This window comes from Streptomyces sp. NPDC044064 (assembly GCF_056434245.1).
Genome location: NZ_JBWKFN010000014.1, coordinates 50,673 through 63,238 on the forward strand (window position 1 = coordinate 50,673; position 12,566 = coordinate 63,238).

General features: G+C 70.6%; 10 protein-coding genes and 1 pseudogene. 3 read left to right on the top strand and 8 right to left on the bottom strand.

The features are described 5' to 3' along the window. Nucleotides 1-136: 136 nt before the first annotated feature. Nucleotides 137-2,185 carry an NAD(+) synthase gene (locus AC07DS_RS22930; protein ID WP_479147981.1) on the top strand — a complete coding sequence of 683 codons (2,049 nt, stop codon included), beginning with the start codon at nucleotides 137-139 and terminating at the stop codon, nucleotides 2,183-2,185. A 51-nt stretch (nucleotides 2,186-2,236) separates the two neighbouring features. Here AC07DS_RS22930 and AC07DS_RS22935 read toward each other — a convergent pair whose 3' ends face one another. The 4 genes and pseudogenes from AC07DS_RS22935 to AC07DS_RS22950 form a co-directional block, all read right to left on the bottom strand. Then, the gene (locus tag AC07DS_RS22935) at nucleotides 2,237-2,713 is read right to left on the bottom strand and encodes an SMI1/KNR4 family protein (RefSeq protein WP_479147983.1); all 477 of its coding nucleotides are present in this window, start codon (nucleotides 2,711-2,713) and stop codon (nucleotides 2,237-2,239) included. Nucleotides 2,714-3,268: 555 nt separating this feature from the next. Further along, nucleotides 3,269-4,072 carry a HEAT repeat domain-containing protein gene (locus AC07DS_RS22940; protein WP_479147985.1) on the bottom strand — a complete coding sequence of 268 codons (804 nt, stop codon included), beginning with the start codon at nucleotides 4,070-4,072 and terminating at the stop codon, nucleotides 3,269-3,271. A gap of 298 nt (nucleotides 4,073-4,370) precedes the next feature. Beyond that, nucleotides 4,371-4,619 (bottom strand): annotated as a pseudogene (locus AC07DS_RS22945) (MFS transporter); the annotation flags it as partial. A 106-nt stretch (nucleotides 4,620-4,725) separates the two neighbouring features. Next, nucleotides 4,726-5,688, bottom strand: a complete 963-nt coding sequence (locus AC07DS_RS22950) for an ArsR/SmtB family transcription factor (protein WP_479147987.1) — start codon at nucleotides 5,686-5,688, stop codon at nucleotides 4,726-4,728. A gap of 104 nt (nucleotides 5,689-5,792) precedes the next feature. Between AC07DS_RS22950 and AC07DS_RS22955 the strand changes: the two genes are divergently transcribed. After that, nucleotides 5,793-6,653 carry an alpha/beta fold hydrolase gene (locus AC07DS_RS22955; RefSeq protein WP_479147989.1) on the top strand — a complete coding sequence of 287 codons (861 nt, stop codon included), beginning with the start codon at nucleotides 5,793-5,795 and terminating at the stop codon, nucleotides 6,651-6,653. 1 nt (nucleotide 6,654) lies between these two features. Here AC07DS_RS22955 and AC07DS_RS22960 read toward each other — a convergent pair whose 3' ends face one another. The 4 genes from AC07DS_RS22960 to AC07DS_RS22975 form a co-directional block, all read right to left on the bottom strand. Beyond that, a complete protein-coding gene (locus tag AC07DS_RS22960; RefSeq protein ID WP_479147991.1) occupies nucleotides 6,655-7,869 on the bottom strand; it encodes an MFS transporter in 1,215 nt (404 codons plus the stop codon). 97 nt (nucleotides 7,870-7,966) lie between these two features. After that, entirely contained in the window at nucleotides 7,967-8,935 is a 969-nt protein-coding gene (locus AC07DS_RS22965; RefSeq protein WP_479148286.1) for an endonuclease/exonuclease/phosphatase family protein, read from the bottom strand. A 269-nt stretch (nucleotides 8,936-9,204) separates the two neighbouring features. Next, nucleotides 9,205-9,834, bottom strand: coding sequence for a TetR/AcrR family transcriptional regulator (locus AC07DS_RS22970; RefSeq protein ID WP_186581303.1), 630 nt, complete (start codon nucleotides 9,832-9,834; stop codon nucleotides 9,205-9,207). Nucleotides 9,835-9,908: 74 nt separating this feature from the next. Next, entirely contained in the window at nucleotides 9,909-11,495 is a 1,587-nt protein-coding gene (locus AC07DS_RS22975) for an MFS transporter (RefSeq protein WP_479147993.1), read from the bottom strand. A gap of 203 nt (nucleotides 11,496-11,698) precedes the next feature. Between AC07DS_RS22975 and panB the strand changes: the two genes are divergently transcribed. Next, on the top strand, nucleotides 11,699-12,565 hold the full coding sequence (gene panB / locus AC07DS_RS22980; protein WP_479147995.1) for a 3-methyl-2-oxobutanoate hydroxymethyltransferase: 867 nt from the start codon (nucleotides 11,699-11,701) through the stop codon (nucleotides 12,563-12,565). The last annotated feature ends 1 nt before the right edge of the window (nucleotide 12,566 follow it).

A 12,566-nucleotide genomic window follows, 5' to 3' on the forward strand; every position in this document is an offset into this window, starting at 1 on the left:
GAGGAGGGGGGGGGGGGGGGGGAGAGAGGGGGGGGGGGGGGGGGGGGGGGGGGGGGGGGGGGGGGGGGGGGGGGGGGGGGGGGTGCCCACCCCCCCCCGCCCCCCATTGCGTCGCTCTGACGATTACACTGGGCCAGTGCCTCCGTTGAACTTCTGGTCGATCTATCAGCATGGCTTCGCACGCGTCGCCGCATGTACGGGTCACACCGTCATCGCGGACCCGCACGCCAACGCCGAAGCGGTCCTGCGCCACGCACGCCGGTGCGCCGACGAGGGGGTCGCCGTCGCCGTCTTCCCGGAGATGGTGCTGTGCGGCTACTCGATCGAGGACCTGCTGCTCCAGGACGCGCTGCTCGATCAGGTCGAGGAGGCGCTCCAGGAAGTGGTGGCCGGGTCTGCGGACCTGCTGCCGGTGCTGGTCGTCGGTGCCCCGCTGCGCCACCGCAACCGGATCTACAACTGCGCGGTGATCGTCCACCGCGGCCGGATCCTCGGCGTGGTCCCCAAGTCGTACCCGCCGAACTACCGGGAGTTCTACGAGCGCCGGCAGATCGGCGACGGCGCCGACGAGCGCGGCGGATCGATCCGGTTCGGCGGCGAGACCGTGCCGTTCGGCGTGGATTTGCTGTTCACGGCGGAGGACGTTCCCGGTCTCGTGCTCCATGCCGAGATCTGCGAGGACATGTGGGTGCCGGTGCCGCCCAGCGCGGAGGCGGCCCTCGCCGGCGCGACCGTCCTCGTCAATCTCTCGGGCAGTCCGATCACGGTCGGACGGGCCGAGGACCGCAAGCTGCTGTGCCGCTCGGCGTCCTCCCGCTGCATCGCCGCGTACGTCTACGCGGCGGCCGGCCTCGGCGAGTCGACCACCGACCTGTCCTGGGACGGACAGACCATGATCTACGAGAACGGCACGCTGCTGGCCGAGACCGAGCGGTTCCCGCTCGCCGACAGTTACGCGGTGGCCGACGTGGACCTCGACCTGCTGCGACAGGAACGGCAGCGGACGGGCACGTTCGACGACAACCGCCGTACGCACAGGGCGCGGACGAGTGACTTCCGGACGGTGGGGTTCGAACTCGATCCGCCGCTCACCGACCTGGGGCTGCGCCGTCGCCTGGAACGCTTCCCGTTCGTGCCGGCCGACCCCGACCGCCTCGCCCAGGACTGCTACGAGGCGTACAACATCCAGGTCGAGGGCCTCCAGCAGCGCCTCGCGGCGATCGGCGGCGCGAAGGTGGTCATCGGGGTGTCCGGCGGCCTGGACTCCACGCACGCGCTGATCGTCGCCGCCCGCGCGATGGACCGCGCGGGCCGCCCGCGCAGCGACATCCTGGCCTGGACGCTGCCCGGCTTCGCCACCAGCGACCACACCAAGGACAACGCCCACAAGCTGATGAACTCGCTCGGCGTCACCGCGGCCGAGCTGGACATCACGCCGACCGCACGGCTGATGCTGCAGGAGATGGGGCACCCGTTCGCCTCCGGTGAGCCGGTGTACGACGTCACCTTCGAGAACGTGCAGGCGGGTCTGCGTACGGACTATCTCTTCCGGCTGGCCAACCAGCACGGCGGCATCGTGCTCGGCACCGGCGATCTGTCGGAGCTGGCGCTGGGCTGGTCCACGTACGGCGTGGGCGACCAGATGAGCCACTACAACGTCAACTCCGGCGTGCCGAAGACGCTGATCCAGCATCTGATCCGCTGGGTCATCAGCAGCGGCCAGTTCGGCGAGGAGACCGGCAAGACGCTCGCCGCGATCCTCGACACGGAGATCAGTCCGGAGCTGGTGCCGGGCGAGGAGATGCAGTCGACGGAGTCGAAGATCGGCCCGTACGCGCTGCACGACTTCACGCTCTTCCACGTGCTGCGGTACGGCTTCCGACCGTCGAAGATCGCCTTCCTGGCGTGGCACGCCTGGCACGACGCGGAGGGCGGTGCCTGGCCGCCGAACTTCCCGGAGGCCAAGCGGGTGGCGTACGACCTGCCGGAGATCCGACGCTGGCTGGAGGTCTTCTGCCGCCGCTTCTTCGGGTTCGCGCAGTTCAAGCGCTCGGCCATGCCGAACGGCCCGAAGGTCTCGGCGGGGGGTTCGCTCTCCCCGCGGGGTGACTGGCGTGCACCGTCGGACAGTTCGGCCCGGGCGTGGCTGCGGGACCTGGATCGGTTCGACATCCCGGAGGCGTGAGGGTAGGGGCCCGCTGGGCCCCTGCCTGGTATCGATCCTCCGGAGCCGAACTCAGCTCAGTTTCTGGCGACACTCATCGAGCGCGAACTCCCCGAAACTGTCCGCGACCTTCTCCATGAGCCCGCCGTCCGGAACGCCCGGGTTCCATGCGAAGACCGGGTACTCGCCGTCCTGGTCCGGCCGAGAGGTGTCGAGAACGACGACTCCCAGGACGTCGTCGTGCATGACGACCAGGAAGCGGTGCGGCAGTCCCATCTGCGCGCGGTCCTCCAGGGTGTACGCGGATGAGCCCAACAGCTCATCTCCTCCGGCGGGAGTCCGGTACACGCCGGGGAACTCGGCAGGCGGGATGTCCCACGTACCGAATTCCTCGATCAGACGCCGGTACGAGGGCGGGAAGGAGAGGGCCATCTCAGCCTCTGCTCGTGCGATCACCTCCGCGGAGCAGCCGTCGCCGTGATGTGCGAGGTCCTCGTTCTCACGCACGAGGTCGATCACCTGCTCGGCTGCCTGCAGACCGCTCGTCATCCGAATCCCTTCGCCCTGCTCTTGCAAAAGTACTCGGCGCGAGCCCCTTGCGGCCCTCATCGAGGCGCCCGCCCCAGGACGCTGATGGTCTGATGACAGGGTTGTCGCAAGCCCTGCGAAAGGTGACAGTGCGTGGGAGGTCTGTTGAAAGGCATCTCCGGCATCCGCTGGGGGGAACTGCGCGACGCGCGACAGCTCCCCGCCGGGGACATCCCGCCGCTGCTCTCCCGGATCGCGTACGGAGGTGAGCCGGCGGCCCGCAGCGCACGAGCTTCCGGGAGCAGCCTGCCTGGGAGGTGGCAGCCCGGGCAGCCGTACGCGCAGGCCGACCGGTCGTCGAGGGCCTGGCCTCATCCATGCGACCGGAAGAGGCCGAACCAGCACGGAGACTGCTGCTGACGATGGATGAAGCGCCACCGTTCCCGGACCTCTGAGGGGAGCCGCACGCTCACGAACTGCACCGTCTCGTCGGGTGCGGACACAGAGGTCCTGCCCATCCACTGGACGAAAAGGCCAAGGCTCGGCACCCTGCCATCCCCCCTCAGCCGACCTGAGTCAGTCATCGTCGTTGACTGTCTCCACGGCCTCCCTGACATCCGGGTCGGGGTCGTCCGCGAGGCCTTGCAGCAGCTCGGCGACACCTGGCGTGGACCAGCCGGCGACCGCCCACACCAGTGCCTCCCGCACCCCGGGGTCGGGGTGGGCTGCCAGGTGGGCAAGTTGGGCGAGCGGGCCCCGGCGCCGCATGCCGAACCAGTGCAGAGCCTCCCGCAGCACGGCGGGGTCTCCCGGGTCGCCGGCCGCCGCGACCCTGGCGAGCAGCACCCTCGCCGGTGGCGGTGGGCCGTCCAGCGGATGCGGCAACCGCTCGCGCAGGCGCCGCGCCCCGTACCCGCCGCGCACCCGGCAGCCGAAACAGGTGCAGGGGCGCACACCATGCGCGTCGGGCAGGTACCGCCAACCCACCACCTGCGGTGCGGTACGGATCCGGTGCACTTCGCGCGGCCCGATCGCCCGCGGTACGAAGACCTCCCACCCGCGCGGGTCCTCCAGCACCGCGATCCGCCGCACCGCCTCGGCTGCGGACACGGTGGCCTGGGTGCCCCGCCTCCGGTCCGCGTACCGCCCGACCAGCACCTCCTGGTCGTCGTCCAGCCGCACATGCACGGCGACAAGCCCTCCCCGACTGCCGAAACGGCCCAGCTCGCGCAGCCATTGGTGGGTGAGCGTGTACGACGGCAGCACCGGGAAGCAGAACACCCCACGCGCACCGCCCTGTCCGTGACTTACGGCACGGATCCCGGACCGCCGGATGCGCGGCGCGTTCGCCGCCGACGTCAAGTGCACGAACATCGCCATGGGCGGCATGCTAGGTGCCCGTTCCAGTTCGTGCAGTGCCTCAACTCGGCAGCGAGCGTGGCCGCAAGGCGTTTCGTACGAGCCGGCCGAACCGGGGCAGCGGTCGGTCACGCAGAACGAGAAAGCCGTTGCCCAACCCAGGCAGGGTCGGGGCTGGCGTGGGGCCGGTCAACCACGACCACGGTCGAAGGCTACCGCCCGACCGAAGACAGCCCTCAGACCCGGCAGTGCGAGGTGCCGTACAGGGCCAGCCGAGTCGGGGTAACTGAGGGGACATACAGGGGGCGGAAGGGTGGAGCACGCCCGACTGCTCGGGTCCATGGGTCGCGATCACACGGCCCGCGCGGGCGGCCTCGCGGCGCCCATCCACCGCGCGGGCCACGCCCGCCACGCGCGGCCCCAGTACAGCCGACGCCGCCCCGGCCACCGCAGGAGACGTAACCCCGAAGCCCGCCGCCAGCGCCAGCCCCCCGATCCAGGCGCCGCCGGCATTCGCCAGGTTGAACGCCGCCTGGTAGGCAGAGGAGGCGAGGAAGGGAGCCGCGGCGTCCCGCGTACCGGCCGACGGCCAAAGCCTCGTGAGCGATCCAGTCAGTGAATCTTGTCCGCAACAAAGACCAACGCCGCCGAACTTGGCGATACAGACCCGCCGGCTAGTCGTGCGGGTCCAGCAACCGCGTCGCCCGTTCCGTACGCAGATGCAGCGCCGTACGACCCCTCCGCTGCGTCGTCACCAACCCCGCCCCCCGGAGGGCTCCAAGGTGCTGTGACACCGCGCTCGGGGTGACGCCGAGGCACTCTGCCAGGGTTGCTGTCGTCAGGGGTTCGGCCAAGGCCGTGAGCAGAGCCGTCCTGGTGCGGCCCAGGACCGGGACGAGGCCCGCCAGGGCCGGTGGGGGCGGTTCCCAGAGCAGGCCGACGCCCACGGCCGGGTAGCGGATCGACGCGGCGGTGAGCGGTGACTTGTCGACGCCCACGTGCGGCCAGTTGAAGACACTGGGCAGCAGGACCAGGCCGTGCCCGCCCGTGTCCACCGTCCAGACCGAGTGCGGGGTGCGCCTGCCGTGCACCACCAACTGGCCGCCGTCCCAGGCGATGTCCCGGTGCAGCTCGGCGAAGAGGGCCTGAACCCCGCCGTCGACCAGGGTGAGCGCGCGCCTGCCGACGTCCGCCTCCAGAACCGCCCGCATCCGGCCCCAGTGGGGTGCAACGACCAGGTCGTGGCAGCGGTGCAGGGCTGCGGCGAGCCGCGGCAGTACCGCCTCCGGCTCGGGAGCCTCCTCCTGCGGGACGCCCAGAACCGCCGCGTACTCGCGCCGGAAGAAGTCGTCCTCCGTGGCTCGCAGCACCTCCAGTTCCGCCGTCATCGACGGCAGCCGCTCCTGCGGCACCGGGAACAGGAACGACGGCAGCGGCCCGGCGATCAGCGCCCGCAGCAGCGGCAGTTCACACTCGTCCGCCAGCAGCGGCCGCGCCCCGCGCACCCACGGCTCGTGCACCGCGTGGCCACCCGTACCGAGCAGGATCCGCAGCGCCAGCACCGTCTCACCCAGCGGCGAGACAGCGAACCGCACCCTCGCGACCGAGGCCGCGGTGAACCGGATCTCTACCGCCATGCCGCCGTACCGCCATCCGTGCCGCCTGCCGCCCCGCCGTCCCCACCATGTAGCTGGAGCTAAACGATAGTCCGGCGCCCATCGCCACCCCCAGGCTGCCCGCCATGGACTTGAACTTCTTCACCTCGTACGACGGCACGAAGCTCGCCTACCACGTGACCGGCGACGGCCCCGCCGTGGTCTGCCTGCCCGGCGGGCCGATGCAGGACTCCGCCTATCTCGGCGAGCTCGGCGGCCTCGCCGCCCACCATCGGCTGATCCGGCTGGACCTGCGCGGCAACGGGCGGTCGGCACGGCCGGAGGACTCCGCCGGCTACCGCTGCGACCGGCTCGTCGACGATGTGGAAGCTCTGCGCCGCCATCTGGGCCTCGACCGGATCGATCTGCTCGCCCACTCGGCCGGCGCGAACCTGGGCGTGTCGTATGTGAGCCGCCACGCGGAACGGGTCGGCAGGCTCGCGCTGATCACGCCGAGCGTCCTGGCCGTCGGCGTCACGATCGGCGGAGAGGACCGACTCCGGGCCGCGCGGCTGCGTCGCGACGAGCCCTGGTTCCCGGAGGCGTTCGCGGCTCTGGAGGCGGTCGTCGCCGGGCGGGGTACGGCCACCTCCTGGCAGGCTGTCGCACCCTTCTGGTACGGCCACTGGGACGACTCCGCCCGCGCCCACCAGGCCGCGCAGGACGCACAGCGCAACGCCGAGGCTGCGGCCGCCTACGCGGCACCCGGTGCCTTCACCCCGGACACCACGCGTGCGGCGCTGGCACGCTTCCGCTCGCCGGTGCTGGTACTCGCCGGGGAGGCCGACGTGGCGGGCCCGCCCCGCGCGATGACCGAGGTGGCCGGGCTCTTTCCCCACGGCCGGCTGGTGATCCAGCCCGGGACCGCCCATTTCCCGTGGCTGGACGACGGACGCCGTTTCGTGGCAACGGTCACGAACTTCCTGAACGAGACCGAGACCCCATGAGTCAGTGCTGCAACGCCCCCGGCTGCTCAGGCACATGAGCCGCCACGACGCGTCCCACCGAAGCAACCTCCCGGCGCCGGTCCACCAGGTGAGCCACGCTGGCCACACCCAGCCCCAGTACAGCCAGCCCCGCCCCAGCCACCGCAGGCGACGCGACTCCGAACCCCGCCGCCAGCGCCAAGCCACCGATCCAGGCGCCGCCGGCATTCGCCAGGTTGAACGCCGCCTGGTTGGCGGAGGAGGCGAGGGAGGGAGCCGCCGCGGCCTTCTCCATGACCATCATCTGGAGCGGGGATCCGGTGACGAACGCCGCCATGCCGAGCAGCGCCACGGCGAGGGCAGCGCTCCACTCCGCCCGCATCAGGACCGGGAAGAGCAGCAGTACGGCCACCATCGAGGCGAGCCCGCCGAACAGCGTGCCCCGCATCGACTGGTCGGCCAGGCGTCCGCCCAGCAGGTTGCCCGCCGTCGCACCCACACCGAACAGGGCGAGCAGCACCGTCACGCTGCCCTCGGCGAACCCGGCGGAGTCCGTCAGCATCGGGGTGACGTAGCTGTACGCCGAGAAGAGCGCGCCGAAGCCCGCCACCGTCGTACCGAGGGCCAGCCAGACCGGCAGGGACCGCAGGGCGGCCAGTTCGCCGCGCAGGCCCGTGGTGGGGGCGGCGACGCGGTCGCGCGGGATCAGGAGGGCGAGCGACGCTATCGCCGCCAGGCCGATCGTGCTCACGCCGAGGAAGGTCGCACGCCACCCCAGGTGCTGTCCCATCAGCGTGGCGACGGGAACGCCCGCGATGTTGGCGACGGTCAGCCCGAGGAACATCAGGGAGACGGAGCGCGCCTTGCGCTCCGGCGGGACCATCGCCGTGGCCACCACCGCGCCCACGCCGAAGAAGGCGCCGTGCGGCAGGCCGCTGAGGAAGCGGGCGGCGAGCAGGGAGTCGTAGCCGGGGGCGAACGCCGAGAGAGCGTTGCCCACGACGAACAGGGCCATCAGGCCGATGAGCACCGTGCGGCGGGACATCCGGGCGGTGAGCGCGGCCAGCAGCGGGGCACCGATGACGACGCCCAGCGCGTACGCCGAGACCAGGTGCCCGGCGGCGGGGATCGAGATGTGCAGGTCGTCCGCGACATCGGGCAGCAGGCCCATCATCACGAACTCGGTGGTACCGATACCGAAAGCGCCGACGGCCAGAGCGAGCAGGGCCAGAGGCATTGAGGGCCTGTGCCTTTCGAGGTAGGAGAGCGGGGTTCCGTCACCAGTTTATGTTCAACTGCGGAACAAAGTCTCCCGGGCCCAGTATTCCGGCCGGTTACGAGGACGTGTCCACCTTCACACGAGCAGCCACCGGGAGGTGGTCACTGTTCGTGCGCGGCAGCGTCCAGGAGCTCTCCGGCTCGACGCCCTTGACCATGATCTGGTCGATGCGCGCCATCGGGAACGACGCGGGCCAGCTGAACCCGAAGCCGCTGCCCGCCGCGCCCTGGGTGGAGCGCATCTGCGAGGTGACGGCGTTGAGCGAGCGGTCGTTCATCGTGCCGTTCAGGTCGCCGAGCAGCACGACCCGCTGCAGGCTTTCGTGGGCGATGGCCTCGCCGAGCGCGTCGGCGCTCTTGTCCCGCTGCCGGGCGGTGAAACCGGCCTCGACCTTCACCCGCACCGAGGGCAGATGCGCCACGTAGACGGCGAGCGGGCCCTCGGGGGTCGCGACGGTCGCGCGCATCGCGCGCTTCCAGCCGAGCTTGATGTCCACGTCCCGGACGTCGGTCATCGGGTACTTGCTCCACAGGCCGACCGTGCCGACGACCGAGTGGTACTTGTACGTCGACGCGAGCGCCTTCTCGTACACCGGGACGGCGGACGCGGGCAGTTCCTCCAGCGCCAGCAGGTCGGCCCCGGAGGCAGCGACGTCCTGGGCCGTCGCGGCCGGGTCGGGGTTGTCGGCGTTCACGTTGTGGGTGGCCACCATGAGATCGCCGCCGGTGCCCGTCCTGTCGGCGAGCAGCCCGCCGAAGAGGTTCAGCCACACGATCGCCGGGAGCAGGATCGTGAGCAGGGCGGTCGCCGACTTCCGGAGCACGCCGAGGACCAGCAGGACCGGGATGGCCAGCCCCAGCCAGGGCAGGAAGGTCTCCGTGAGGCTGCCCAGGTTGCCCACCCGGTTGGGGATGTGCGAGTGCAGCAGCATCACCAGCGCGAGCAGCAGCGCGAGGACGGCGAGGACGATGCCCCGGCGCCAGATGCGTGGATCGCCGCGCCAGCCGCCGAAGAGCCGGTGCATCAGGCGCCGAAGCCGGGATCCCGGTCGCTCGGGCCCCGAGCCGCCGTTGTCCGTCTCCGTCATGTACGCCTGCTGCGCCATACCGTCTGCCTCACTGCCTGCCGTGCACACCGTCGTTCCCCTGTGTTCATCCGACCCTAGGGGATGATCGACCCCGTTCCCGCCGTCCCATGGCGGCCGTACGGAAGACGAGGACGAACGAGTCGGTGCCCGGGGTTCCGGTTACCCCCAGGACCGGCGTGGTCTGTGACGAAACGTGCACATACGTGCTACGAGCCTGTCGAGCTGACGGGTCGTAGGCCTTCCAGGACCGTGTCGACGATCTGTTCCGCGAGCCCCTCCGGCAGGTCGTCGTCCGGGCGCATGACGGAGCGCACGAGCATGGGGCCCATGAACATGTCGTTGGCCAGCTCCAGGTCGACGTCCGCCCGGAGTTCGCCGCTCTGCCGCGCGCGGCGCAGCACTTCCAGGGAGAGGGCGCGCCGGGGCGCTATGACGCCGGCGTGGTAGGCCGCCCAGATCTTGGGGCTGCTCTTCATCTGGGCGTACACGTTGTGCAGGATCGCCGACGAGCGGCTGGCGAGGCCGCGTTGGCGCAGGGATTCCAGCAGCACGATCAGGTCGTCGCGCAGACAGGTGCCGGGGAGTACGGGGTCGGGGGGTTCGGCGGCGCGCACGACGTCGACGAACAGCTCCTCCTTTCCGCTCCAGCGGCGGTAGATGGTGGCCTTGCCGACCCCGGCCGTGCGCGCGACGCGCTCGATGGAGAGCTCGGCAAGGGGCACGCCGTCCTCCAGGAGCTTCACGACGCCCTCCAGGATGGCGCGTTCCACGGCCTCACTGCGCGGGCGGCCCCGCACGGGCCCGTCCGGTCGCGGCCGGCTGTCGGCAAGGCTCACTCGTCCGTCCTTTCACTGTGCTGCGGGAATTCTCCCGCAACACCCTCCTTCCCCCGTGGACCCGTCGGTTTCGGTCATTCAGCGGCTACGACCAATTCCTGCTCCTTCTTGTCCTCCTGACCGGCCGACGGCTTGCCGGGCAGGAAGAGGGCCGTCACCAGGGCGCCGATGAGCGCCACGCCCGTACCGCACAGGGCGGTGATGTGCATGGCGTGCAGGAAGGCGTCGTTGGCAGGGGTGACGAGGACCTTGCCCTGCGCGCCGAGCTTCTCGGCGACGCCGAGCGTGGCCTCGATGGACTCGCCCGCCGTGTCCCGGAGGCCGGGCGGCAGCAGGCCGAGCTTGCCCTCGATGCCGTTGCGGTACGAGGTGGAGAGCACCGAGCCGAGGACGGCGATACCGAGGGCGCCGCCGACCTGGCGGAAGGTGTTGCTGAGCGCGGAGGCGGAGCCGGCCTTCTCGCGGGGCAGGGCCTGCATGATGACGACCGAGGTCGGCGTCATGATGTGCGCCATGCCGGTGCCCATGAGGAAGAAGACGACTTCCAGCACCCAGATCGGCGTGTCGGCCTCGAAGGAGGAGAACGCGGCCAGCGTCGCCGCGATCAGCACCAGGCCCGCGGTGGTCGTGGCCTTGTTGCCGAACCGGTCGACCAGCAGCCGGGCCCGCGGCGCGAAGATCATCTGGGCGGCGGCCAGCGGCAGCATCATCAGACCGGACTGGAACGGCGAGTAGCCGCGGACGCTCTGCATGTAGAAGACCGAGAAGAACGTCACGCCCATCAGCGCGAAGAAGACGAGCGCGATGGCGGCCATGGCGGACGAGAACACCTTGTTCTTGAAGTAGGTGACGTCCAGCGACGGGTGGTCGCTGCGCTTCTCGAAGATCACGAAGCCGGTGAGCACGGCGAGACCGGCGATGATGGTCGCCAGTACCTTGGCGTCGGTGAAGTCGGCCAGCTCGCCGCCCTTGATGATGCCGTAGACCAGCAGGACCAGGCCGACGACGGACAGGACCACGCCGACGGGGTCGAGCCGCCCGGGCCGGGGGTCGCGCGAGTCGGGCACGAGCCACACCATCAGGGCGAGCGCGATGATCACGATCGGCACGTTGATCAGGAAGACCGAGCCCCACCAGAAGTGGTCGAGCAGGGCGCCGCCGGTGATCGGGCCGATGGCGATGGCGAGGCCGACACCGCCGGCCCAGATACCGATGGCCTTGGGCTGCTCCTCGCGCTCGAAGACGTTCATGAGCACGGCGAGGGTGGCGGGCATCACGAAGGCGGCACCGAGGGCCATCAGAGCGCGGTAGGCGATCAGCTGGTTCGGGGAGCCGGACTCGGCGGCCAGGGCCGAGCCGATGCCGAACACGACGAGGCCGCCGAGCAGGACCTTCTTGCGGCCGAGGCGGTCGCCGATGAGGCCGGCGGTGAACAGCAGGCCGGCGAAGACCAGGGTGTAGGCGTTGATCGCCCACTCGATCTCGCTCTGGGTGGCGCCGAGGCCGGTGGGCGCCGGAGTGGAGATGGTCTTGATCGCGACGTTCAGGATCGAGTTGTCGAGCACCACGATGAGCAGGCTCAGCATCAGCACGCCGAGGATCGCCCATCGGCGCCGGTGTACCGCTTCCGGTATCCGGGGGGCAGGGACGGAACTTGTCATGCCTCCGAGCCTACGATCATTCCGATACGGAACCGTCTCGTATCTTATTTCTTTACCGAGGCCTTACACAGCGGTGTCGGGGCCGTGACCCGCCGAAGGGATCACAGGGGGCTCCTCTGGCCCTCGCTGGCACGAGGTGCCACCATGGAACCGATCCGGGGACGCCGTCAGGGCGCCTCGAGATGACTGAAGGAGCCGTTGCCATGACGCAGCTTTCGGCTGCCCAGAACAAGCCTTCCGACGGCAGCAATGCGCTGTACGGGGGGAAGGGCACCCGCCGCATCACCGTCCGCGACATCGCCCTCGCCAAGGAACGCGGCGAGAAGTGGCCCATGCTCACCGCCTACGACGCGATGACCGCGTCGGTCTTCGACGAGGCCGGGATCCCGGTGATGCTGGTCGGCGACTCGGCGGGCAACTGTCACCTCGGGTACGAGACCACCGTGCCCGTCACCCTCGACGAGATGACCATGCTGTCGGCGGCCGTCGTACGCGGCACCCAGCGCTCTCTGATCGTGGGCGACCTGCCCTTCGGCTCGTACCAGGAGGGCCCGGTGCAGGCGCTGCGCTCGGCGACCCGGCTGGTGAAGGAGGCGGGCGTCGGAGCGGTCAAGCTGGAGGGCGGCGAGCGCTCGCACGAGCAGATCCGGCTCCTCGTCGAGTCCGGCATCCCGGTGATGGCGCACATCGGGCTGACCCCGCAGTCCGTCAACGCGATGGGCTACCGCGTACAGGGCCGGGGCGAGGAGGCGGCGGCGCAGCTGCTGCGCGACGCGAAGGCCGTCCAGGACGCGGGCGCGTTCGCGGTGGTGCTGGAGCTGGTTCCGGCGGAGCTGGCGGCCGAGGTGACGCGGGTACTGCACATCCCGACCGTGGGCATCGGCGCCGGGCCGGAGACGGACGCGCAGGTGCTGGTGTGGACCGACATGCTCGGGCTGACGTCCGGCCGCGTCCCGAAGTTCGTGAAGAAGTACGCGAACCTGCGTGAGGTCATGGGCAACGCGGCGAAGGCGTTCGCCGAGGACGTCGTCGGCGGAACGTTCCCGCTGGAGGAGCACTCCGTCCATTAGC

Coding starts and splice junctions, on each gene's coding strand:
- AC07DS_RS22955 (WP_479147989.1), top strand. CDS start 5,793: ATGGACTTGAACTTCTTCACCTCGTACGACGGCACGAAGCTCGCCTAC.
- AC07DS_RS22960 (WP_479147991.1), bottom strand. CDS start 7,869: ATGCCTCTGGCCCTGCTCGCTCTGGCCGTCGGCGCTTTCGGTATCGGT.
- AC07DS_RS22975 (WP_479147993.1), bottom strand. CDS start 11,495: ATGACAAGTTCCGTCCCTGCCCCCCGGATACCGGAAGCGGTACACCGG.
- panB (WP_479147995.1), top strand. CDS start 11,699: ATGACGCAGCTTTCGGCTGCCCAGAACAAGCCTTCCGACGGCAGCAAT.
- AC07DS_RS22950 (WP_479147987.1), bottom strand. CDS start 5,688: ATGGCGGTAGAGATCCGGTTCACCGCGGCCTCGGTCGCGAGGGTGCGG.
- AC07DS_RS22940 (WP_479147985.1), bottom strand. CDS start 4,072: ATGGCGATGTTCGTGCACTTGACGTCGGCGGCGAACGCGCCGCGCATC.
- AC07DS_RS22935 (WP_479147983.1), bottom strand. CDS start 2,713: ATGACGAGCGGTCTGCAGGCAGCCGAGCAGGTGATCGACCTCGTGCGT.
- AC07DS_RS22965 (WP_479148286.1), bottom strand. CDS start 8,935: ATGCACCGGCTCTTCGGCGGCTGGCGCGGCGATCCACGCATCTGGCGC.